Origin of the sequence: Clostridium sp. AT4 (assembly GCF_001517625.2) — a bacterium.
Classification (GTDB): domain Bacteria; phylum Bacillota; class Clostridia; order Lachnospirales; family Lachnospiraceae; genus Enterocloster.
Genome location: NZ_LN999828.1, coordinates 2090035 through 2113840 on the forward strand (window position 1 = coordinate 2090035; position 23806 = coordinate 2113840).

The 23806-nt window shown below is 48.5% G+C and carries 21 protein-coding genes; 2 read left to right on the top strand and 19 right to left on the bottom strand.

The window, feature by feature from the left end; all coding sequences use genetic code 11:
• Positions 1–14: 14 nt before the first annotated feature.
• The 5 genes from BN3656_RS16140 to BN3656_RS16160 form a co-directional block, all read right to left on the bottom strand.
• Positions 15–806, bottom strand: coding sequence for an HAD family hydrolase (locus BN3656_RS16140; RefSeq protein WP_347461187.1), 792 nt, complete (start codon positions 804–806; stop codon positions 15–17).
• Positions 799–1383, bottom strand: coding sequence for a xanthine phosphoribosyltransferase (locus BN3656_RS16145; RefSeq protein WP_066550462.1), 585 nt, complete (start codon positions 1381–1383; stop codon positions 799–801). Before BN3656_RS16145 ends, BN3656_RS16140 begins: the two co-directional genes overlap by 8 nt.
• Before the next feature lie 64 nt (positions 1384–1447).
• A complete protein-coding gene (tig, locus tag BN3656_RS16150) occupies positions 1448–2539 on the bottom strand; it encodes a trigger factor (RefSeq protein ID WP_066550465.1) in 1092 nt (363 codons plus the stop codon).
• A gap of 93 nt (positions 2540–2632) precedes the next feature.
• On the bottom strand, positions 2633–4027 hold the full coding sequence (locus BN3656_RS16155) for an aminopeptidase (protein ID WP_066550470.1): 1395 nt from the start codon (positions 4025–4027) through the stop codon (positions 2633–2635).
• Positions 4028–4053: 26 nt separating this feature from the next.
• On the bottom strand, positions 4054–4965 hold the full coding sequence (locus BN3656_RS16160) for a leucine-rich repeat protein (RefSeq protein ID WP_242963028.1): 912 nt from the start codon (positions 4963–4965) through the stop codon (positions 4054–4056).
• 188 nt (positions 4966–5153) lie between these two features.
• Here BN3656_RS16160 and BN3656_RS16165 point away from each other — a divergent pair, with 188 nt between their 5' ends.
• The gene (locus BN3656_RS16165) at positions 5154–6710 is read left to right on the top strand and encodes an ABC-F family ATP-binding cassette domain-containing protein (protein ID WP_066550475.1); all 1557 of its coding nucleotides are present in this window, start codon (positions 5154–5156) and stop codon (positions 6708–6710) included.
• A gap of 130 nt (positions 6711–6840) precedes the next feature.
• Here the strand turns inward: BN3656_RS16165 and BN3656_RS16170 are convergent, their stop codons facing one another.
• Positions 6841–7569 (bottom strand): YoaK family protein, encoded by a 729-nt coding sequence (locus BN3656_RS16170; protein WP_167544892.1) that lies wholly within the window; start codon positions 7567–7569, stop codon positions 6841–6843.
• Positions 7570–7661: 92 nt separating this feature from the next.
• Complete coding sequence (locus tag BN3656_RS16175; RefSeq protein ID WP_066550479.1) at positions 7662–8417, bottom strand: RluA family pseudouridine synthase; 756 nt, start codon at positions 8415–8417, stop codon at positions 7662–7664.
• Positions 8418–8585: 168 nt separating this feature from the next.
• Here BN3656_RS16175 and BN3656_RS16180 point away from each other — a divergent pair, with 168 nt between their 5' ends.
• On the top strand, positions 8586–9257 hold the full coding sequence (locus BN3656_RS16180) for a hemolysin III family protein (RefSeq protein ID WP_066550482.1): 672 nt from the start codon (positions 8586–8588) through the stop codon (positions 9255–9257).
• Here BN3656_RS16180 and BN3656_RS16185 read toward each other — a convergent pair.
• From BN3656_RS16185 to BN3656_RS16240, 12 genes are all read right to left on the bottom strand, one after another.
• A complete protein-coding gene (locus BN3656_RS16185) occupies positions 9205–9495 on the bottom strand; it encodes a GIY-YIG nuclease family protein (protein ID WP_081422994.1) in 291 nt (96 codons plus the stop codon). The genes BN3656_RS16180 and BN3656_RS16185 overlap by 53 nt on opposite strands.
• 162 nt (positions 9496–9657) lie before the next feature.
• Positions 9658–10572 carry an ABC transporter permease subunit gene (locus tag BN3656_RS16190; protein ID WP_066550485.1) on the bottom strand — a complete coding sequence of 305 codons (915 nt, stop codon included), beginning with the start codon at positions 10570–10572 and terminating at the stop codon, positions 9658–9660.
• A complete protein-coding gene (locus BN3656_RS16195) occupies positions 10544–11512 on the bottom strand; it encodes an ABC transporter ATP-binding protein (protein WP_066550488.1) in 969 nt (322 codons plus the stop codon). Before BN3656_RS16195 ends, BN3656_RS16190 begins: the two co-directional genes overlap by 29 nt.
• A complete protein-coding gene (locus BN3656_RS16200) occupies positions 11512–14079 on the bottom strand; it encodes a hypothetical protein (protein WP_066550490.1) in 2568 nt (855 codons plus the stop codon). The genes BN3656_RS16195 and BN3656_RS16200 overlap by 1 nt, the downstream gene beginning before the upstream one ends.
• Before the next feature lie 35 nt (positions 14080–14114).
• Positions 14115–15245, bottom strand: coding sequence for a HAMP domain-containing sensor histidine kinase (locus tag BN3656_RS16205; protein WP_081422995.1), 1131 nt, complete (start codon positions 15243–15245; stop codon positions 14115–14117).
• Positions 15235–15939 carry a response regulator transcription factor gene (locus BN3656_RS16210; RefSeq protein WP_066550494.1) on the bottom strand — a complete coding sequence of 235 codons (705 nt, stop codon included), beginning with the start codon at positions 15937–15939 and terminating at the stop codon, positions 15235–15237. Before BN3656_RS16210 ends, BN3656_RS16205 begins: the two co-directional genes overlap by 11 nt.
• 167 nt (positions 15940–16106) lie before the next feature.
• Complete coding sequence (locus BN3656_RS16215; RefSeq protein WP_066550496.1) at positions 16107–18275, bottom strand: RNA degradosome polyphosphate kinase; 2169 nt, start codon at positions 18273–18275, stop codon at positions 16107–16109.
• A gap of 1 nt (position 18276) precedes the next feature.
• A complete protein-coding gene (locus tag BN3656_RS16220) occupies positions 18277–19842 on the bottom strand; it encodes an exopolyphosphatase (protein ID WP_066550498.1) in 1566 nt (521 codons plus the stop codon).
• Positions 19843–19967: 125 nt separating this feature from the next.
• On the bottom strand, positions 19968–21242 hold the full coding sequence (locus tag BN3656_RS16225) for an ATP-binding protein (RefSeq protein WP_066550501.1): 1275 nt from the start codon (positions 21240–21242) through the stop codon (positions 19968–19970).
• Between the two features lie 82 nt (positions 21243–21324).
• Entirely contained in the window at positions 21325–22461 is a 1137-nt protein-coding gene (pheA, locus tag BN3656_RS16230; protein WP_066550504.1) for a prephenate dehydratase, read from the bottom strand.
• Entirely contained in the window at positions 22458–23198 is a 741-nt protein-coding gene (locus BN3656_RS16235) for a lysophospholipid acyltransferase family protein (RefSeq protein ID WP_066550507.1), read from the bottom strand. Before BN3656_RS16235 ends, pheA begins: the two co-directional genes overlap by 4 nt.
• Positions 23199–23313: 115 nt before the next feature.
• Complete coding sequence (locus BN3656_RS16240) at positions 23314–23805, bottom strand: hypothetical protein (RefSeq protein ID WP_066550510.1); 492 nt, start codon at positions 23803–23805, stop codon at positions 23314–23316.
• Between the last annotated feature and the right edge of the window lies 1 nt (position 23806).

Sequence of the window (23806 nt, forward strand, 5' to 3'; positions counted from 1 at the left end):
TTTCCGAACCGGGGCTAAATAATCCCCAGCTCCTTCATGGCATACGCAATCCCGTCCTCCTCTACTGTCTTTGTAACAAAGGAAGCATAGGGCTCCAGCACCGGGCTGTGATGGCCCATAAGGACACAGTTGGAAGCATATCGGAACATGGACAGGTCATTGCTGCTGTCTCCGAACACATAGGCGTCTTCCAGGGAAATGCCGCAGTGCTTTAACACCTGGTCAATAGCGGTTGCCTTTGAATGACCTCTTGGCACACATTCATAAAAGCCATTTCCCCGGTCAATGATCTCCATGTCCTTCATTCGTCCAAAAAGTTCTTTGGGACGGCTGTTTTCATCGGATCCAAGATAAATCTTGTCAAACACATAGCCTTCATCCTCCCAGTCATGGGGAATGACACAGCCGCCTGCCCGGATCGCATTCTTAAGCTCCTCAACTCTTGGGATGCGGGAAGGCGTTTTATGCATATAGCACCCTTCTGTTCCCTCCAGGATGCCGTCCAGGCCGCACGCATCAATATCGCTCTTCATCTGAAGCCCCCGTTCATAGGGAATCGCGTGGCGGTAGAGAATCTGATCCTGAACTACCACACAGGTGCCGCAGCCGCAGAGAAAGCCGTCTGCCTCTACCTCAGAGCGGATCTGAGACAGGTGGCAGTACACGCGGCCCGTATTGATAAATACAAGATGGCCTCTGCGTCTGGCTTCCTTAAGGGCTTCCTTTGCGCTCTCAGGAACCTGCCGCGTCTTTTCAGAAAGAAGGGTTCCGTCTATGTCAAAAAATAATGCCTTCATTTTATTCATCATCCCTGAATACAATGGTATTTGTTTCCTCGTCCATGCTGTCTACGATCGCAAGGGACTCCAGACGGATCCCCTCGGAACGGATCAGATCTCCGCCTACCTGGAAGCCCTTTTCGATTACAATACCGGCTCCTACCAACTCGGCTCCGGAATCTCTTACCAGTGCGATCAGTCCCTCCAGCGCCTTTCCATTTGCCAGGAAATCATCGATAATAAGAACCTTATCGCCTTTTCCTAAAAATTCCTTTGCCACAATGATATCGTACACCCTACCATGGGTAAAAGACTCTACCTTGGTGGTGTGAACCTCTCCTGCGATATTTTTGGTCTGGTTTTTCTTTGCAAATACCACCGGCACATCAAAATACTGGGCTACGATACATGCAATTCCAATACCGGATGCCTCGATGGTGAGGATCTTATTTACCTCAGCATCCGCAAATCTGCGCTTAAATTCCTTTCCGATTTCGCCAAAAAGCTTGATATCCATCTGATGATTTAAAAAACTGTCTACCTTCAGAACATTACCGCCCTTGATTTTTCCGTCTTTACGGATCCTGTCTTTTAAGATCTGCATGCATAGTCCTCCTTTTTCTGTGGTATAACCTATGAAACGCTCCCGACGCTTCTCTTATTCCTTTTTATTCTGCCTCTGGGGAAGCCTCAGTCTCCTCCAGAACCCGCTCAGAAACCTTTGCCGGATTTTCTGCCTCATTGACAGCATTGGAAGCCAGATAGTAGAGTACCTTATCCTGAAGCACATACTCGTCTGCCTGCTCCTGTCCGTACATATTGATCAGGGTATCCTTTGACATACCGTTTTCCTGAGCAAAGAGTTCTCTGTCCTCATCTGTGATCTGATCCATTCCCTCGTTTGCTGCGATGGCTTCTACAGTCAGTTCTCTCTTGGCAGCTTCCTCTACGGAATCGTAGATATACTCCTTCATGGCCGGCTCGTTCATGCCGTTGGCCTGAGCCATCTGTGAAAAGCTCATTCCGTACATCTTAGCCTGATTGGTGTATTCTTTTACCATCTGATTGTAGCGGACAGAAAGGCCGTTTCTGGAAAGCTTAAATTCTGAACTGTTGATTACGCTCTGAAGGGCTCCTTCTTCCATGTCCAGCTCTGCTGCGGACTGCTTCTGATCCAGCAGATCCTCACGGATGCTTTCCTTATAAGCGTCTACGGTCTGATACTCTTCCTTTGACACTCTCTTTACGAAATCATCGTTCAGCTCTGCCTCCTGCTCCTCCTTTACGGAATTTACAGTTACCTCAAATACAACCGGCTGTCCTGCCAGGGATTCCTCTCTGTAGTCCTCCGGGAAGGTAAGATTTAATGTCTTTGTCTCGCCCTTCTTTGCACCGATCAGGCCGCTCTCAAAGCCCTCGATCATCTTACCGGAACCCAGCTCCAGATCCTGATCCTCTGCAGAACCGCCTTCAAAGGCTTCTCCGTCCTTTGTTCCCTTGAAGTCGATATTTACAATATCGCCCTCCTTGGCGGCCCGATCTACCTCTACCTCGTTGGGGTTCTGTGCCAGGATAGTCTCTACCTTTGTATCCACTTCCTCATCCGTAACCTCAGGAGCCTCAATATTAACAGTAACTCCCTTGTACTCGGAAAGTGTAACGGTTCCCAAATTTACGTTGCCGTCTGCACTGCCGGAGCAGCCAGTCAGAATAGAAGCTGCCATAAGGCCGCACAGACAAAATAATGCGATTTTTCTCATAATGGTTTCCCTTTTCTATCATACTATTTTGGCCTGCTCTCAGGCAGGCGCTGTACATAGTTATACCATACAAGACGTTGAAAAAAAAGCCTTTTATGCATAAAATGCCTTAAATGCCTTGTAGGTATTGTACACATCCAGCTTGGAAGCCAACTCAAAGGGTGAATGCATGGAAAGGATCGGCACACCCAGGTCTACGGTATCCACATCCATATGGGCTACATACTTTGCAATGGTGCCGCCGCCTCCCACATCAACGGCTCCTAACTCTCCTGCCTGCCAGAATACGCCTGCCTCCTCCATAGTAGCGATCACTTTTGCCATAGTCTCTGCACTTGCGTCATTGGAAGCGGATTTGCCTCTTGCACCTGTATATTTTGTCAAAACACAGCCTTTGTTGATGTAGCTTGCATTGCGGCTTTCAAATACATCTGCAAAGGTTGGGTCATAAGCGGCATTTACATCAGAAGAAAGGCACAGGGAGGCTCTTAAAATATCCCGTACCGGCGTATGCTCCAGCTCTGCCAGATCTTCGATATAGTGAAGCACATAGTCGGAATTAAGACCCGTATTTCCTTCAGAGCCGATTTCTTCCTTATCTGTAAGAATGGTTACTGTGGTATGGGCCGGTTTCTTTGTCTCAATCTCTGCGGTAAGGGCTGTATAAGCGCATACCCGGTCATCCTGTCCATAGGCGCCCACAAGGCTTCTGTCCAGTCCGATATCTCTTGCCTTTGCGGCAGGAACCAATTCAAACTCTGCGCGGAAGAAGTCTTTTTCCTTAATGCCGTATTTCTCATGGAGAAGAGATAAAACCATCAGCTTTACGGCTTCCTTAATCTCCTCGCCCTCGTAGGGGATGGATCCAATGATCACATTCAGTTCTTCTCCCTTAAGACCTTCTCTTAAAGGACGCTCATTCTGCTTTCCGGCCAGATGAGGCAGAAGATCTGTAATGCAGAATGCAGGCTCATCCTCTTTTTCACCGATGCAGACCTCGATCAGCTCTCCGTTCTTTTTTGCTACAACGCCGTGGATCGCCAGAGGCACGGTTCCCCACTGATATTTGCGGATGCCGCCGTAGTAATGGGTCTTAAAATAAGCGATATCTTCCTTTTCATAGAGCGGATTCGGCTTTAAATCCAGTCTGGGCGCGTCGATATGGGCTCCGTTGATGCGCAGTCCATCCTTTAAAGGCTTCTTTCCAAAGGTTGTGGCGATCACTGCCTTTTCCCGATTTACAACGTATACCTTATCGCCGGGTACATAAGAAGCCTTGCGGTCAAAGGGCTTATAGCCTGCTTTTTTAAGCATCTTTACCGCTTCCTTTACGCACTCTCTTTCGGTCTTTCCTTTGTTCAGAAATTCCTTATAGCCCTCGCAGTACTTAAATGCCTTTTCCTTCTGCTCCGGCGCTTCCTTGGCAATATGGAGTGCGGACCAGGTCAGCTCCTCCTGTAATTTCTGTGCTTCATTTTTCTTTGACATCTTATATATTCCTCCTGTAAGTTAATCTACAATTTAAAGATGCGGGTGGTCTTTTTTTCTTTTACCTGCCCGCCAAACCGGCTGTGTACCGCATCCAGCAAAACAGACGCAGCCTGGGGATCTCTCTGATCTTCAATCCCATTTAACAGCCCCTCCAGAAAGGCCTGATCTGCCTCTGTCTGCCAGGACAGCCATTTCAAAATCACTGTTTCCCGCCTGTCCGTCAGCCCTGATGCCGTTTCTCTTGGATGCTGCTTTAAAAATCCCCAGTATTGGTCTTTAAATTCATCGGTCAGACCCCAGGGCCAGTACAGACGGTACACTGCCATCTGAGCTGCCAGACCGGGCCGTTCCTGGATCACGGTATTAGGAAACAGATGGTCATACTCCCGGAACTGAAACTGCGTATCCTCAAAGCAATACCGGTACATATGGCCGCAACCGTGCATTTCTCTCATAATGATCCGAGCCGGGGTATTTTCCACCGATTCCTCAAAAAACTCAGGAAATACCAGTCTGGCAAGAAGCCTTCCCTCCGGGTCCAGATAATCAGCCATAAGTTCCTGGCGCAGCTCGGAAAGAACCTCCTTAAAACAGGACTTTCTGCCCGGTACCACCCGGATCTTCAGATGCTTTATCCCTGTGCAGCCGGTAAATACACCGGCTCCCCAGTCCTCCACCGTACTCCAGAAGGACAGGGTTTTCAAATGAAAGCAGTTGTAAAAGGCATAAGGGCCTATTTTTCTAAGATACTCCGGAAGAGTCAGCTCATCAAGCCCTGATCCGCAAAGCTCAGGCTCTCCATTAAGCTCTTCCGGAGGAACCTCCCGTCCTCTTACAGTCTGCGAAAAAAAATACCGATCCAGTTCTGTCACCGGCATTCCATCCATACGCTCCGGAAGAACGGGAGCGCCGTCCAGGGTATAACAGCGCTCCAAACAGATTCCTTCCGGTGTTTTTCTATATAATAAGTCCATAGTACCAGTTTAATCAGTTTAAAGAATTTTTTCAAGATGATTTTTAACAGAAAGCCTTCAAACCTCTTGCCACAGCCCCGGTTCTCATGTACAATCGACTGGAATATACAGGACACTCAGCAAGCAGATATAAGGAGTTTAAAGGAAATATGAGTATTTTAAACGTAGAGCATTTAAGCCATGGCTTTGGAGACAGAGCTATTTTTCAGGACGTATCCTTCCGTCTCTTAAAAGGCGAGCATATCGGCCTGGTAGGAGCAAACGGCGAGGGAAAGTCCACCTTTATGAACATTATCACCGGAAAGCTGATGCCTGACGAAGGCAAGGTAGAATGGGCGAAAAATGTAAATGTGGGCTATCTGGACCAGCACACGGTATTGGAAAAGGGAATGACGATCCGGGAAGTCTTAAAGAGCGCCTTTGGGCCCCTCTTTGAAATGGAAGCAAACATGAATGCCATCTGCGACCGCATGGGCGAAGCAAGTGAAGAAGAAATGAATGAGATGATGGAGGAGCTGGGAACCATACAGGATCTGCTGATGGCTCATGATTTCTATATCATCGATTCCAAGGTAGACGAGGTAGGCCGGGCTCTGGGCTTAGATGAGATCGGCATGGAGCGGGATGTAACAGAGCTTTCCGGAGGCCAGAGAACCAAGGTGCTGTTGGGAAAACTGCTGCTGCAGAAGCCCGATATCCTGCTTTTGGACGAGCCTACCAACTATCTGGATGTACAGCATATCGAATGGCTGAAGCGATATCTTCTGGATTATGAAAATGCATTTATCCTCATTTCCCATGATATCCCGTTTTTAAACAGCGTTATCAATCTGGTGTACCATATGGAAAACCAGAGACTGGACCGTTATGTGGGCGATTACGACAAATTCCAGGAGGTCTATGCGGTAAAGAAGGCACAGCTGGAGGCTGCCTACAAGCGCCAGCAGCAGGAAATCGCAGAGCTGGAAGACTTTGTGGCCCGCAACAAGGCCCGTGTAGCAACCCGGAATATGGCCATGTCCCGGCAGAAGAAGCTGGATAAAATGGAAGTCATTGAGCTGGCAAAGGAGAAGCCAAAGCCTGAATTCCATTTCCTGGAAGCCCGTACCGCAGGAAAATACATTTTTGAGACAAAGGATCTTGTGATCGGCTATGATGAGCCTCTTTCCCGGCCTTTAAACCTGGTGATGGAGCGGGGACAGAAGGCTGTGCTGGTAGGGGCCAACGGCATCGGAAAGACGACCCTTTTAAAGAGCATCCTGGGACTGACTCCTGCCTTGTCCGGTTCCGTAGAGCTGGGAGATTACCTGTCCATCGGATATTTTGAACAGGAAATGGCTCCCGGCAATACCAACACCTGTCTGGATGAGATCTGGAAGGAATTTCCTTCCTATACCCAGTATCAGGTTCGGTCTGCCCTGGCAAAATGCGGCCTCACAACCAAGCATATCGAAAGCCAGGTGCGTGTTTTAAGCGGAGGCGAGCAGGCCAAGGTGCGTCTATGCAAACTGATCAACCGTGAATCCAATGTGCTGCTTTTAGACGAGCCTACCAACCATCTGGATGTGGATGCAAAGGCGGAGCTGAAACGTGCATTAAAGGAATACAAAGGAAGCATCCTTTTAATCTGCCATGAACCGGAGTTCTATGAGGGACTGGCTACGGATATCTGGGACTGCAGAGACTGGGCGCTTCGGCTGTCATAATTATAAAGCCGGCGGGACATCGTCCGGCATAACATCACGTTAAAAAACAGGCATATCAGCCCCAACCTGGTGTAAATGCACCTTGTCAGGGCTGATATGCCTGTTTTCTTGTTTTTGAGAACCCACAGTTTTATACCGCTGGAGCATGAACCTTTTTATCTTTTGCCGGAGAAGCAGTCCTGTCTTTGGAACTCTCGCCTTTTTCAATCTGCCGCTTTTTCAGGAAGCTCAAAACTCCTGCCGCCAAAATAAGCCCCAGTCCCCACACAACGCCGCGACCACCCATCCTCAGCACAGCCATGCAGCCAATGAGCGCCCCCACGGTGAAGGCCCCTACGGTTATGGTATAAAACCAGGCGCGGCGGCGCATGGTTTCCTCATGGTCTAAGAGATACTGAGTCCAGCTCAAAACACACTGCTTTAAATTATTGGTTGTAAAGATAGTCGAGCTGTTATAGCCGTCTGTTCCGGAAAATGTTCCCCACTGAAAGCTTGACGCAATAAAAATAGGGTAAAGCCGGACCAGATCGGGAAGTCCCTTTGGAAGAAGCAGGCACAAAAGGAACCCTCCCACATCCACGATCAGACAGAGCCGTTCCATATCAGGCTTTACCATACGGTTTATCAGATAGGCTGCCGCAATGGAAAGACTGAATAAGACCAGAGCCCCCAGCCGGATTCCTGCCTGTATGAGATCGCACCCCGCCAGATCCTTTGTAAGACTCATGATGTTTCCCGTATGGGCCGAGGCAAAATTCCCTCCAAACCCGCAGACTGCAAAGGTTCCCATAAAACCGCCTATACAAGTCATATTATAATGGAGGAGCCGTCCAAGCCCTGATTCTGATATCCGTTCCATTTTCCCCTTACCTGCCTTTTGATCGATCCAAACCATTATAACAAAAAATAGTTGCAACGTCATTCTGCAAAAGTACCATTTTTTCTTCACTTTTAAGATGGATTTTCCTTAAACCACTCAAAAGCGCCTCCGGACGGCTCCATTTCAAACTCCATCCGCTTTCCCGTTACAGGATGAGGGAAGGACAGACGGAAGGCGCACAGAGCCAATAGGTCAGGTTGTCCGGGAGCTGTCTTTTCTCCGTATTTATCATCCCCATAAAGGGGCGTTCCATGGCCGGAAAATTGTACCCGGATCTGGTGGTGGCGGCCTGTAAGCAGACGTACCCTCACCAGACTGTATTCCCTGCTCTCCCCCGCGTCACAGCGCTCTGTCGATGCCTCTGCCGTATATGAAAGCTCTGCCCGTTTACTTCCTGCTGCCGATTTATCCACAATTTCAGACCGGTTCTCTCCCTGATTCTGTCTGAGATAATCCACATATACACCATGATTATCCACAGGTTTTCCACATACCACTGCCTTATACCATTTTTCCATTTTTCCCTGCTGCATCATGGAACTAAGAGAAGCTGCAGCCTTTTGATTTCTGGCATACACCATAATTCCCGACACAGGCCGGTCCAATCTGTGGATAACTCCCACATAAGGCGGCTGATTTTTCCCCTGCCCTTTTGAGGATAATGTGGTTAATTTGTGGATATTTTGTGGATTTCTGGCCTGAATAGTGAGATATCTGCGGATCTCGCTGACCATATCCTTTGCAAAGCCCCTGGCTGACTGCGATTCCACTCCTGCAGGCTTTACCGCTACCAGAATATCCGAATCTTCATATAATACAGAAAGCATATCTTATCCCCTTTCTTCCCATTTACTTTGATAATCAAATAATTTTTTCAAATGTATTGCATATTCCGTCCATTCCGTGTATAGTATATATTACATCATAATGTAGTTTTGAATACTATATATCATAGTTATATCAGCCTTGTCATATTTTTAAAGGAGGTATCATTCATGACACAGAAAATAAAACACAATTTACGAAAGATAAAGGATCCGGGCAGCGCCATGACCCATTTTATCGCCATGGTTCTGGCAGCAGCCGCAGCAGTTCCTCTTCTTATTAAGGGTTCCCGGTCTCCTGAACAGTTTCATCTGGCGGCTCTGGCTGTTTTTATTTTAAGCATGATCGGCCTCTATGGAGCCAGCACCATCTACCACACGCTGGATATTTCCCCAAAAATCAACCAGCTGCTGCGAAAGATCGACCACATGATGATCTTTGTGCTCATTGCAGGAACCTACACGCCCGTATGCCTGATCGTACTGGGAGATCAGACGGGATGGGCTCTTCTGGCACTGGTCTGGATCATCGCTGTCCTTGGGATCTTTATCAACGCCTTCTGGATCACCTGTCCCAAATGGTTTTCTTCCATGATCTACATTGCCATGGGCTGGGTCTGCATCCTGGCCTTTTCAAAGATACTGGCAGCGCTGCCAAAAGCAGGCTTTCTGTGGCTTCTGGCCGGAGGCATCATTTACACCCTGGGCGGCGTCATCTACGCCCTGAAACTGCCTATTTTCAATGCGAGACACCAATATTTCGGTTCCCATGAAATTTTCCATCTCTTTGTCATGGGCGGAAGTCTCTGCCATTACATGATGATGTATCAGTTTGTTGCTTAAAAATCAGCTCCTCCTTTTTCTTTCGGGGGAGCTGTTTTATTTCATATTCCCGTCTCATAGCCTCCTCTTTTGTAGAAAAGGCCTCATAATAGACAAGGGCCACCGGTCTTCGGGAACGTGTGTATTTGGCACCCTTCCCTTCATTGTGGGCCTTTAAACGCCTGTCCAGGTTATTGGTCCAGCCACAGTAATACGTTCCGTCCGCACACCGCAGGATATAGGTATAATTCTCATTCATATCGGTTCATCCGTTTTCTATGTAAACGGCGATTGCGCAAAACGCGCCGTCACCGCCCGGACCTAAAAAGGTCTGTATCTATGATAAAGCACCAGCTGGATGCGCCAGACATTCTTTATACGATCAGTATACGCCTGTTTTTAAAATGTGTGCCTCATCCTCTTATTTTTTTCTTTTTCCTTTCTTCTTCACAGGCTCCAGAAACTGCACTGCCTCCCAGAGAAGAAGCGCTCCTGCGGCAAGCTGTAGAAGAACGCTTAAAAGAACCCAGTGCTCCATCACAAAGCCTGTATTCTCCATTCCAAAATAGCTGCATACGCTGGCAAAGGAGGTGCTGCGCCCGGCCTGATTTCCAATGACTGCCATAAAGGTAAAGGCCGGATTCATCAAAAAGAGATAAAAAGCGCCTCCGGAAGAAGCACGGATGGCAGGCGCCTCCATCGCATATGCCGCTATGGTCTGGTCTAGATTCGCAGCAGACATCGAGAGGGCAAAACGGTTGATAAAATACGTTCCTGCCACAAAAGCGATCAGAGTGCCGTATGTTACAGCCGTAGAAACCGTGGATCTTCGGAATACGGATGAAAAGAAGATCCCAAGACTTCCCGCCATAAAAGCCACTGCCACATAGCAGAAGATCAGTGACAGAGCATCCCACCAGGTAATGCCGCCATAGACAAAAACCATGGCTACCGCAGGAAAACTGGACAGGATCAGCACAAACAAGGAGCTTAAAGCACCCATCAGCTTACCTGTCACAATCTGAGCCGCTGTCATCTGGGTGGTAAGCATCAGATCTAATGTCTGCCTCTCCCGTTCGCCGCTGATGCTGGCTGCCGTGACGGCAGGCACAATGAACATCAGAAGGATAAACTCAATGGCTGTGACAAATTCGTAGATATCCATAAAACTGCTGTACTGAATCGTGGCATTGGTACGGACCCGCAGAACCACCGAGTACATATTGATCAGAGCTGCCAGACACAGAATCCCGTTAAAAAGGGAAAGGATCAAAGGAAATCTGGGACTTCTGGCGCTGACCTTCATCTCACGGCTGTAAACCGGATTCTGCCTCATAAGACGTCACCACCCTTTCTTCTTCATGATCTGTCAGCTGCATAAAGACGGACTCCAGACTGCCCTTCTCACGGACAAAGCCATTTACCAGGACGCCAGCATCGATCAGCTGCTGAAGGAGCATCGCCTCATCGGCGCCATCTCCGGCAAAGCGGACGCAGATATCCTTTTCCCGCATGGAAATAGTCTGGACACAGGGATGGCGGCGCAGGACCGCCATGGCTTGCTCCATATTGCTGTATACGGAAATTACCAGAGGATTTGAGGCGTTGACCCGCGACAGGATCGCCGTTATGTTTCCCTCCAGCACCATCCGTCCCTGATCGATGATCCCGATATCCGTACACATCTCCGACAGCTCTGACAGTACATGTGAACTGATAATAATGGTTTTTCCCGTACTCCTTAATTCACTGAGTATTTCTTTAAATTCAAACCTGGTTCTCGGATCCAGGCCTGAGGTAGGCTCATCCAGGATGAGGATCGCCGGATCGTGGATCAGAGCCCTTGCAAGACAGAGCCGCTGCTTCATTCCGCGTGAAAGTCCGTCCACATAGAAATCCAGCTTATCCTCCAGTCCTACCTGCTCCAGAAGAGCCGTATACCGTTTTCTTGCCATCAGGCCGTCAAGCTGATAACAGGAGGCAAAAAAACTCATGTATTCTGCCACAGTCAGGTTATCGTATACCCCAAAGAAATCCGGTACATAACCGATCATCCCCTTTAATTCCCCCAGATCCCTGAGTGCATCCTTTCCATTAATGGTCACACTTCCTTCTTCTGCGCCCAAAAGCCCTGTCATAATTTTTAATGTCGTTGTCTTTCCTGCGCCGTTGGGTCCTACAAAGCCGTAAAGTGCGCCATCGCCTACATTCATATCCAGGCCGCTTAAGGCATGGTATTTTCCATATATTTTGTGAAGATTTCTTACTGTAAGCATCAGGGCTGTCTCCTTCCTGTAACTGTAAGAACCGGGAGCATGATATTCCATGTATACTCTCCGGCTGTATCATACACATATTTCACAGTGATCGTATTTCCAGGTGACAAATAGGAATCCAGTTCCTCCCTGTTATACTGGCTTACCGCACTGTCCATCCGATCATAAGAGCCTGTATTATAGTTGTAAAAATACATATTTCCTTCAAACGGTACGGTATAATAATATCTTAAATTTGCAACCACCCCTTCGCTGAGACGATGAAAATGAAGCGTATCTACTTCCAGCTCATTTCCAAGATAATATTCCAGAACCACCGGATTTATCCCGTAGATGGTGTTGCGCGCCGCATCGTACTCTCCTGCCAGCACATGCGGCTGCTTCTGCATCGCCGAACGGCTTACAAGGCCATCCTGTTCATAATTTACATCCAACTCCGAAGTTAAAAGCGTGCAGCCATAGGTTTCTGTTCCCGGATTTCTCAAAAATCCCGTTTCCTTCTGCTCCTGGCTGAAGGCTACCACCCGTGCCTGGGTATGATATCCGGAAAAATAATTTTCCACATAGAAGGAAAGGAGATTGGTCCGCTCCAGCGCCCTTACATAATCCGGATCCTCTATATTTACCTTCTGGCCGTACCGTGAAGCTCCGGTAATCTGAGCGGCCATAGCATATCCTAAATCCGTTGCGCAGTATATCAGCTCGCGTCCATCCAGGGAAATCGTCTGTCCAGGCTCTATGGTTCCGATCATTACCATCTGGTTATATAAAAGCAGCGCCGCATTTTCTACGGTCCACGGGTAATTATTCGTTATCGTCCCTGTGATCGTTCCCTCAAAGGCCCGTATCTCCCCGGAAAATCCCTGCCCTGTTTCATTTGGCAGGTTACGCTCCATCTGGAAATAACTGGGATTGAAAGCGCCTGTATCTCTCGCTTCAATATACGTTTCATCCTCCTTATACCGGATCACCATATCCGGATCCTCAGAATCCACCAGGGCCGGAACCGTACCCGGATTGTAGTACGAGGAATCGCAGACAGGGAACAGACGGTACGAAGGATCCAGAGATACCCCATAGCTGTGATTATAGGGAGAGCGCATATTGATAAACAACGTTTCTGATATATCCTCTTCTCCTGCATCCTGAATGGAGGCATAGGTAAAAAACGGGCCGTTAAACCGCGTGGGTATCCCCATCAAAAGCACCATACCGGTACAGCACAGGGACAAAATGGCTACTGCAGGCTGATAATACTGGCGCAGCTCCCTCTGCTTTAAAAAGAAGTAAAGCCCCGGCCCCGCAAGAGCCACGTAGGCAACTGCCAGCGTAACGTAAAGCCCTACTTTGGGAAGACGGTTTACATTCCCCGTATTGATCAGGCTCTGTACCTCCCAGTAACGGCCTGCGGAGGAGCCTCCGTTTCCGCTGCTTAAAAGATTCAGACGGTTTTCTCCTATAAGTTCTGTAAACAGGCGGTCTACATAGGAGGGATTATCAGTCCCGTATTCTTTCAGATCTCCAAAATCATAAATTGCCGCTGCCGCCATTCCTCTGCCCACCGGTGTGCTGGAAATAATTTCCATCTGCCCCTTTGTCATGACCTCCGTACTTCCCTTTAAGTCCACCTCTGTGCAGTTCAGAACAATCCGGCTGTCCCCATATTCTGAGGATTCCTGGCTGCTTTCCATATCCAGTTCAAATTCTACAGCCTGAGGAAGTGGGCTGGCTAAGAGCGCCTTGGAAAAGGCTCCCAGCGTTTCATTTGCATGCTCCCCTGTTCCGAACAGAAGGGTACCTCCGCTCTGGGTCCACTCCCATACAGCCTCAAGCTGCCGGCCGTCCAGAGACCCGGTATCAAAATCATTGATCAAAAGCACATCCAGCTGATCCAGCTCCTGCCGGGATTTTGGCATCGTATCCTGATCCAGCTCAATAAGACGGGTGCGGAGTGTACTGTAATTGATCCCCATATGATCCATATAGGAAAGGCGTTCCGGATGGTCGCTCAAAACCCCCACATACAGCTCCGCTGTATCCAGGTTCAGATCCAGCCTGATCCGGCGTCCGGCTGTCTCCTTTCCTTCCTGATCTACTAAAGACAGCAGTACCTGATCTACCTGAATGCTGAGGGAAATCTGAATCTTTTTTTCAACCGTTTCCCCTGCCTTTACCTCAATGGGGTATTCATACCGGTAAGTACCGTACTCTGAAAGAGAACTATTTCCATAAGGACTGTATTCCGGTTCAAGAGTTGCAGCCCGAAGCGTTCCCGTAAAGTCCTCCTTTGTAGAATTTGTAACCCGGATGGTCATCGGAAGGATACGGCCGCTTCTGGCTGTGTTATCATAGCCGTACACCACTTCCATCTCCAATGGATGGGGTGAAGCCGGATCCTGCCAAAGCGCCTCTGTCTGTGCGCCTTCTTCCGGCACAGTCTCTCTGGGGCCTGCCACACCGCTTCCCGGACCGTCTGCCGTAATTGCAGCATAGGAAGGGAGCAGGGCGGAAAGAGAAAACAAAAGGGCAAAAAGGGCGCCTTTCAGCACCCGTGTATATCTGTACATCTGTATTTTCCTCTCTTTTTATGGCCGGATCACCGTCATGATCCGAACTGTTCTTTCTCAATATCAAAATGTACCTGAAGCTTTACCGTAAATACTGTACCATTTAAATCGCTGGCAACCCGGATGGTGCCTCCGTGCATATCCACAATTTCCTTTGCAATCGCAAGACCAAGGCCGGTGCCTCCGGTTGTGGCAGAACGCGACTGCTCCACACGGTAAAACTTGTTAAATAAAAGAGGCAGCTCATCTGCAGGGATCACACGGCCAAAATTCGTCACGGAAACCGTAACCGTGTCCTCCTCTCCGTGGATCTTTACCAGAACCCGCTTTCCATCAGCTCCGTACTTAATGGCATTTCCAATCAGATTGTCAAACAGACGGGCCAGAAGGTTTCCGTCAGCACTTATGATCTTTGCAGGCACATTGCTCTGAAGGTCATAGGACAGATTTTTTTCCTCAAAGTTGGGATAGGCTTCCTCTAAGAGCTGCTCTAAAAGCTTTACAATATCGATCTGTCCTATGTGCATGGCGATTTTTCCGTAATTCAGCTTCGTAAAACCGAAAAGGTCTTCAATCAGCTTTTCCAGCCGTCTGGATTTGCTGTAGGCAATTTCTATGTACTTGTGCTGCATTTCCTGGGGGATCTGCGTATTCCCGGCCAAAAGCTCCAGATAGCCGATGATGGAGGTAAGGGGCGTTCTTAAATCGTGAGCCACATTTGTAATCAGTTCATTTTTCGTGCGTTCCGCTTCTCTCTCCTTATCCATAAGCTTTCGGATATCTGAGGACATCTTGTTTAAATTTGCCGCCATGGCGGAAAATTCGTCGTCCCCGGTCACATCCACTTCCGTATTTAAATTGCCCTGGGAAATGCTCTGAACCGCATCCGAAATCCTTCCCAGATAGCGGATCCCAGGCTCCTCCAAAATCATAAAGGTCACGGAAAAGATCACGATCCCCAAAAGCACATACAAAATGACCACTGCCAGATGCTGTCCTAAAATAAAATGGACCAGAGCCGATACCTTCCCGCTCTGCTGTATGTAGCGCGCCACCATGGAAAGATTTGTAATGAGAAATACTTCTACCAGGCAGGTAATAATGGCGCTGTACACGATATGGGTCAGCACACGGAACCGGTAACTGCTTCCCATACTATTTTTCAATCTTGTAGCCTACTCCCCACACAGTTGTAATAATCTTGCTCTGCCTGGTATCTTCCTTCATCTTTCCTCTTAAGCGTCTGATATGTACCATGACCGTATTATTGGCCTCATATACCTTTTCATTCCATACGCGCTCGAAAATCTCATCTGTGCTGAACACCTTTCCAGGATTGGAGGCTAAGAGGTACAGGATATCAAATTCAATGGGAGTCAGCTTGATCTCCTCGCCGTCTACCACCACCTTGTGATTGTCCTTGTTGATGCTCATTCCCTTGATGGTGATTTCGCTGCTTACCGCTTCCTTTGCCATGCTGTTGGGATTTAGCTGGGTATAGCGGCGAAGCTGGGATTTTACCCGTGCCGTCAGTTCTAATGGATTAAAGGGCTTTACCACATAGTCATCCGCTCCGGTCCCCAGTCCCAGGATCTTGTCAAGGTCGGTTGACTTGGCGCTGAGCATAATGATCGGGATATTGTTGGTTTCACGGATCTTTTTACACATCTCAAGGCCGTTCATCCCCGGCATCATGATATCAAGGAGCACCAGATGGATCTCCTCTTTTTCCAGGATCTCAAGGCCCTTTAAGGCATTTTCCGCCTTAAAAACCTTATATCCATCACTTACCAGATAAATCTCTATAAGATCTGCGATCTCCTTTTCATCGTCTACTACCAGAATGTTGATATCGGGCATATGATTCCCCTCCTCATACGTTATCATTTCTTTGTAAAGTATATTTATGATTATCATACCATATTAACCAATGGTTTTCCTTACTTTTTTCTTGAAAAATTATGGGAAAATATGTTACGGATAAAAAAAGCAGCCCTGCATCAGCAGAACCGCTCTTTTTATTGAATTTATATATTTCCGCTTTCTATGGGTTTAAAGATCCGGGTCACTGCCGGGTCGTCCTCTCCCCTGTATTCCTTTACCCGCTGCACCGCCTCCAGGCAGAACTGCTCCTGAGAATTTATTAAGACCTTTCCCCGCTTATCCTCCTTTTCGTAGGTGCCGTCCGGCTGTAAAATGTGGGCTTTTACATTATCTTCCAGTTCTACCTTCAGAATATGGATGACCTGCTCCTTTAAAGCTTCATCCTCTACCGGGAACAGAATCTCCACCCGGCGGTCCAGATTCCGCGGCATCCAGTCTGCACTTCCCATATAAACCTCAGGACTTCCGTCATTGAGGAAATAAAAAATCCGGCTGTGCTCCAGGAAATTTCCCACAATGGAACGCACATGGATATGCTCGCTTAACCCTGGCACTCCGGCACGCAGACAGCAGATCCCGCGGATCACAAGCTCAATTTCCACTCCGGCACAGGAGGCCTCATAGAGAGCTTTGATGATTTCTTTGTCGCAAAGGGAGTTCATCTTTGCCATAATATGGCCTCTGCGTCCTTCCTTTGCGTGGGCTGTCTCCCGGCGGATCATTCGCAGAAACCGGTTTCTCAGCCACAGAGGCGCGACAGAAAGCTTATTCCAGGCCTTTGGCTCCGAATATCCGGACAGCATGTTAAAGACTGCCGTGGCGTCCTCGCCGATCTGGGGATCGCAGGTTAAAATGCCGCAGTCCGTATAAAGCTTTGCAGTGGAATCATTGTAATTTCCCGTACCCAGATGGACGTAGCGGCGGATTCCGTCCTCCTCCATGCGGACTGCCAGAGTGATCTTGCTGTGGGTCTTAAGTCCCACCAGGCCGTAGATCACATGGCAGCCGGCCTTTTCCAGCATTTTTGCCCAGTTGATATTATTTTCCTCATCAAAACGGGCCTTTAATTCCACCAGTACGGATACCTGCTTTCCATTCTCCGCCGCCTCTGCCAAAGCCGCAATGATGGGGGAATTTCCGCTCACACGGTAAAGGGTCTGTTTGATGGCTAAAACCTCCGGATCTCTGGCTGCGCTGCGCACAAAGTCCACCACCGGATCAAAGCTCTGATATGGGTGATGGAGCAGGATATCGCCCTTTCGGATGTTGGTGAAAATATCATCCTCATTCATCAGGGCCGGTACCGGCTGCGGGATGTACTTGGGAGCCTTAAAGGCTTCAAAGCCTTCCAGACCATACATTTTCATAAGGAAGGTCAGATCTAATGGCCCAGGGATGCGGAAGATATCCTGACTGCTGATGGAAAGCTCCTTTTTCAGGATTTTAAGAAGCCGCTTATCTACATTGGATTCAATCTCCAGCCGGATTGCCTCGCCCCACTGGCGCTTTTTCAGCTGCTTCTGGATCTCCTCCAGAAGATCCACCGCCTCCTCCTCATCAATGGAAAGATCTGCATTCCGCATGATGCGGAAGGGATGAGAGGCCACAATATCATAATTTAAGAACAGGGAGGGCATATTCCGCTCAATGATCTCCTCTAAAAGGATCACCACCCTCTGCCCTGTGCCATCCTCCATTGTCTCTCTGGGAAGCTCTACGATTCTTGGCAGCACAGAGGGCACCTGCACCATGGCAAATTCCAGTTCTCCATCCCCGTTCTTTTTCTTTAACAGAGCCGCAATATTCAGGGTTTTGTTGCGGATCAGCGGGAAGGGCCGTGAGGAATCAAAGGCCATGGGGGTAAGCACCGGGTATACATTGGTCTGGAAATAGGAGTCCGCACAGGCCGCTTCCTCCTTTGTAAGATCCTCATGCTCCATGATGATCCGCAGGCCGTTCTGGCGCAAAGACGGCACCAGGGAACGGATATAGGTGGAATACTGCAGCTCCACCAGCTGATGGGTCTTTATGCTGATAGCGTCTAACTGCTCCTGAGCCGTCATTCCTGCAATATCCTGCTTCATATATTTCGCGTGTACCATATCCTTTAGGGAAGCCACACGGACCATATAAAATTCATCCAGATTGGAGGCTGTAATGCTTAAAAATTTCAGTCGCTCAAACAAGGGCAGGCTCTTATCTCTGGCTTCGCTGAGAACCCGGTAATTAAATTCCAGCCAGCTCAGTTCCCGATTAACAAAATTGGAGGGATCTGCTCCAAAATCTGTGGTATTTTTTTCTTTTTCTGCCATGTCATGCCCTCCTTTTCTGCTTTAACACCGGCCTTATTCCAAATATTTCCTCAAAAAAATCCGCCTTCTGTTCAAAGGACGCCCGCTCCAGAGCCAGATCTCCCGTGTATCCTGTGGTAATGACTAACTCTCCCTCCCGAATCGCCATCCGGCAGTCTGCCAGCTTGGACTTGTGGGTCTTGTCCATGGAATTTGCAAGGCGCAGGATTGCCGTCAGCTTGGCTATACGAATGGTAATGGCGCTTCGGTTTAGATTACCGCTTCCATCCTCTCCAATCTGCGTTTCCAGCTGAATGGTATCGTAATCAAAATCACGGATATTGTAGCGGACTACATTTGCGATAATCTCACGTTCCAGATGGCTCAGTCCGATAATCTCCGTAGACATGATCAGGTTATAACTGCTTTCATTGGAATTTCGGATGCTGATAAACTTGCCGCAGCCATGCAGAGTCACTGCGATCTGGAGCAGGAGCCGCTCCCTTGCTCCCATACCATGAAATTTCCGCGCAGCGTCAAAGATAGATAACGCATACTGCTCCAGCATCTGATTATGGCCCGCATGGCATTTATACCGCTTTGCCATATTTCTGGCCGCTGCCAGAATATCATTCTCAAAGCTGTGGCTGAATCGGAACAGACGGCAGTCATCGGCATATTCTGCCGCAATGCCGTCACAAAGGCCGATATCAGGAATCCAGAACTGTCCCGCTCCCGTAACCTCCATCGCTCTGCGGTATACAACCGCTGCCGGAAGGAGCAGGGATGCATACTCACTGTTCACATTAAAACGCTCCTCAATCTGATCCAGGGTCATCTGAGAAAGGCGCTCATAAAAAAGCTCCATCTCTTTGGCGTCCACACGGTCTGACGCTGTGTTTAATCCAAGCTGGCGCATCAGATAGGTAATATTGGTTCCGATCCCGATCAGATTATCAATCTTTCTGTCTTTTAAATACATTTTCCGAAAGGTTATCAGCTCATTATCTACCAGCTCCTCAATGTGAAGACAATGCGACCTTACACTGGCTGGGATTTTAGCCAGCTGGCTGCGGATCCGCAGAGTACCAAGAGGCAGGCTCTGGGTCGTTACCAGAGTATCCTTATCAAACAGAGAAATCTGGGCGCTTCCAAAGCCCACATCTACAATCGCCGTTCCCTTCTGGATGATCCGGTTAAATTCTCCTGTCTTTGCCGCCACTGCCTTATAGCTAATAAAACGCTGCTCTGAATTGCTGATAATTCGCACCTTAAGTCCGGTTCTTACACAGATCTGATCCAGGATGATCTGGCTGTTTTTCGCCTCGCGCATGGCTGTGGTTCCGTAAGCCCGGTACTCCCGCACCCGGTAGGTTTTCATAATCCCCGTAAAATCCTCCAGAACAGAGCACATCTCATCCGCCAGACCGTAGCTGATTTTTCCTTCGCTGAAGGTATCGCTTCCCAGAGCGATCACATGGCGGATGTGATCTACGCAACGGATCCCCGTCTTTTCAGAAATCTCATAAATTCCCAGTTCCAGAGCAAATGAGCCGATCTCTATCGCTGCAAACATTCTTACTGCCACGTTCTTCCTCCTTTTGGGGCGCGCTGCCCGATCCCCTGTATGGCCTAAGCCCGGGACTGTATGACTGCTATTATAATCCCGGACTCATCTTCTTTCTTCCTTATGATGTAAAATTTCTGTATATTTTATGTAAAATCGCATCCCAGCAGATGGGTAATGAACTGGGAAGCCGTACGCCCGGAAAGTCCTCCGTGGCTCAATTCCCATTTATTGGCTTCCAAAAGCAGTTCCTCCTCCGGTATATCCAGCTGATGCCTCTTAGCCAGCGCTTTGACTATGGACTGAAACTGCCGTTTATCCGGTGAACCGTAGTAAATCGTAACGCCGAACCGGGCTGCCAGAGAAAGCTTCTCCTGAACCGTATCATTATTGTGAAGATCGTCATCCAGCTCCCTCTTGTCGCTGAATTTCTCCCGGATGAGATGGCGGCGGTTGGAGGTCGCATAGATCAACACATTATCCGGACGTTTTCCCAGTCCTCCTTCCAAAATAGCCTTCAAATACTTATATTCCAGCTCGTAATCCTCAAAGGACAGATCATCCATGTAAATGATAAACTTGTAATTGCGGTCCTTGATCTGCTCCAGAACATCTGAAAGATCCTTAAACTGGTGCTTGTATACCTCAATCATACGCAGGCCCCTGCTGTAATATTCGTTCAAAACCGCCTTTACGCTGGAGGATTTTCCCGTTCCCGCATCACCGAATAAAAGTACGTTATTGGCCTCTTTTCCATTTACAAAAGCCTCCGTATTTTCAATCAGCTTATGCTTCTGAAGCTCATATCCCACAATATCCTTAAAATAAATATGCTCCACATTTACAATGGGATCGATCACCGTCAGCCCTCCGGCCTCTTTTTCCAGAATCCGGAAAGCCTTATTCAGTCCAAAAGTTCCCGCCCCGTATCCCCTGTAAAATTCCACCATAGTCTGCTGAAATCCTTCCAGGTCAGATGCCTGCTCCAGGGCCTCTGCCAGCTCCACGATCCTGTCCCTGATCCTGCGGTTAAAAACCCGGCTCTCCTGAAGTGCCGGGCGGTAGTCCGCAAGCAGGCTCCACAAAGAAGAGGGCGCAAGAGAAGAAAGATCAAAATCAAACAGTGCCTTGAAAATGGCAAAGTCTTCTTTCGCCAGAAGATCCAAAGTACCGCCTGCAGGCCCTTTGACCTCACAGGCAGTTGTATATGCATTTTCATTATCTGCCAGGCAGAGCGCCAGAAAACAGTGCCACAGGTTTCCTTCAAAGCCGTACTTTGCAGCCAGTTCGATCAGCTGTCCCGCACAGGCAAAAGAATCTGTACTCTCCTTTTCTTCTGACATTCCCATAAGTCCTGCCATCTGCTCAAACAACGTTTGATGTTTTAAATTGCGGTAGATCACAAGTTCTCTGATATCCATATCTCTTTCCTCGTTTCTTCTTTGTATCCATATTTCCCTTACCATCAGCGGATAAGGGAATCCACGCTCCAACCGATTCGGCTCAGTAGTTTCCCAGGATCCTTAAGGATACGGCTTCCTCAGAAATCCCCTTTAAAGCATTGCGGATCTTTGCATCGGATAAAGACCCTTCCACATCTACAAAAAAACGGTATTCCCAGCTTCTCCCGGGAATGGGGCGCGATTCGATCATCAGCATATTGATGTCATTGTAAATCAGATTTCCAAGCATATTGTAAAGAGAGCCGCTTCTGTGGACGCCCTCAAAACAGATGCTCACCTTATTAGCGCCCTTTCTGTATACAGGATCCTTTGACAGGATAATAAAACGGGTCACATTATTTTTATTGTGGTTAATGGAGCGCTCCAGCACCTTTAAGCCATAAAGCTCTCCCGCAATCTCACTGGCTACCGCCGCCTGGGAACGATCGTTTTCCTCTGCCACTTTTTTAGCCGCTACCGCCGTATTGACCGTGCTGATCTGTTTCCAGTCCCTGTGGGCATTCAGATACTGGGAGGTCTGCATCAGAGCCTGCGGATGGGAATAAACTGTCCGGATATCCTTAATATCCGCATCTTCCCGGCCCAGCAGCGCATGGTTAATCGGAAGCTCCGTTTCCGCTGCGATGTACACATTATGCTTTACTAAGAGATCATAGTTGTCGCTTACTGCCCCAGCGGAGGAGTTTTCAATAGGGAGCACCGCATAATCTGCCCGGCCCTCCTCCACCTCTGTCATGGCATCCTCCATGGTCTTTACATGGTACATATCCGCATCCGGGCCGAAATACCGGCGGGCCGCACCGTGTCCATAGGAGCCCTCCACACCCTGATATACGATCCGCACATTTTCCCTTTTTAAATCCTCGATCATGGAAAACCCGGTGTCCATCTCCTGCCCGTGGGAAGCCAGAAGACCATACTGAAGCCTGCGGCTGATGGTCATGATCTGCGAAAACAGTTCATATGTACCTTTGCGCGTAAAATCACTGTGAGCCAGAGCTGTAACCGCCTTAAGCTTCTGCTGCTCCCTCTCCCTGTCATAAACAGGCTTTCCGGTCTGTATCTTATACTCAGCCACCTCTCTGCACAGCTCCATACGTGTCTCAAACAGCTCTGTCAGGCTGGCGTCAATCACATCCAGCTGCTGCCGGATCTCCTGTAAGTTCAGTTCCTTCATCTCTGTTCCTCCAGCTCTTTTATCATGGAGCAAATGATCTCTCTTGTGTAGGCTCCGGGGAACTTGCGGTTTTCTGCCGGAAGTTCCTTTAAATAAATGGGTTTTCCGTATTCGATGATCACATGGCTGGGCCGGATCCATGGGAAATGACGCTCAAATACCTCTGCCGTCCCCACCATGGCAACAGGGATCACCGGACAGCCGCTCTTTTCTGCAATCTTTAAACTTCCCTCATGGAACTCCATCAGTTTTTCCGGATTCTCACCGGGATTTCTGGTTCCTTCGGGGAAAATCCACATGGAAATTCCTCCCTTGATCTTTTCAATTCCTGCCAAAATAGTTTTTAAACCTTCTTTAATATTCGAACGATCCAAAAATAAGCAGTTCATCCGATCCATCCAGCGGTTTAGCAGCGGGATCTTTATCATTTCCTTTTTGGCAATAAAACCGGTCAGTCCAGGAACGGTCATATAGCCCATGACAATATCAAAATAACTTCTGTGGTTTCCCACATAAAGCACCGCCCGGTCGGTGGGAATATTTTCCAGCCCCCGCACCTCGTATGTGATCCCGGCGATCCGGCTGATTTTTTTAAAAATCCACCGCACCATGGAAAAGCTCTTCCAGCCTGCCTCCTCCGGGTTCTTTTTTGCCTTTTTCTCCAGAAAACACAAAACCGGAAAAGTAAGTACCAAATACAGCACAATGGCGATGGCTGCCAGCAATAAGCGTATCATATGTAACTCTCCTTCTGTTCAAAATATTTACTGCCATCAGCGGATAAAGGGATGCTCTCCTGCCCGCTGATGGTATCCATTATATACCAGAAAACATCGGAAATACAACTCTTTGTTAGTTTGAGTTTTCAAGTCTGCCGGGGGTCTGAAGCATCTCAAAGAGAAGCCCGGTGCAAAACCACAGGGGCCCAAAAGCCAGCCGGATCACCCCGCCGATATGATCGGGCCACATGGAATAATCCCATGGGCACACATTAAAATACTTTAAAATCGTTCCTGTCACATACTCTGCCGTAAAAATCAGAACCATATCCATAAGTCCGTGGCGCACCAGTCTGGCTGGTGGTGAAATACGATCGGTTCCCGCCTCCGGGAATGCAGACAGGCCGGTGAGCCAACGGTCTGCCGTATTTACGATCCCCGGCAGAAGGACTCCCATGCCATAGATGGGAAACATCCAGAGCGAGGTGCGCCCCATGAGCCGCATATCTCCCCGCATCCAGGATTCCGATGAAGTGAAAATGACCTCCAGACACCAGCCCGCAATCCCGCAGCGGCAGAAATTGCGGAGCGATTCTTTTAATTTTCCATTATACTGTCTCTTCATA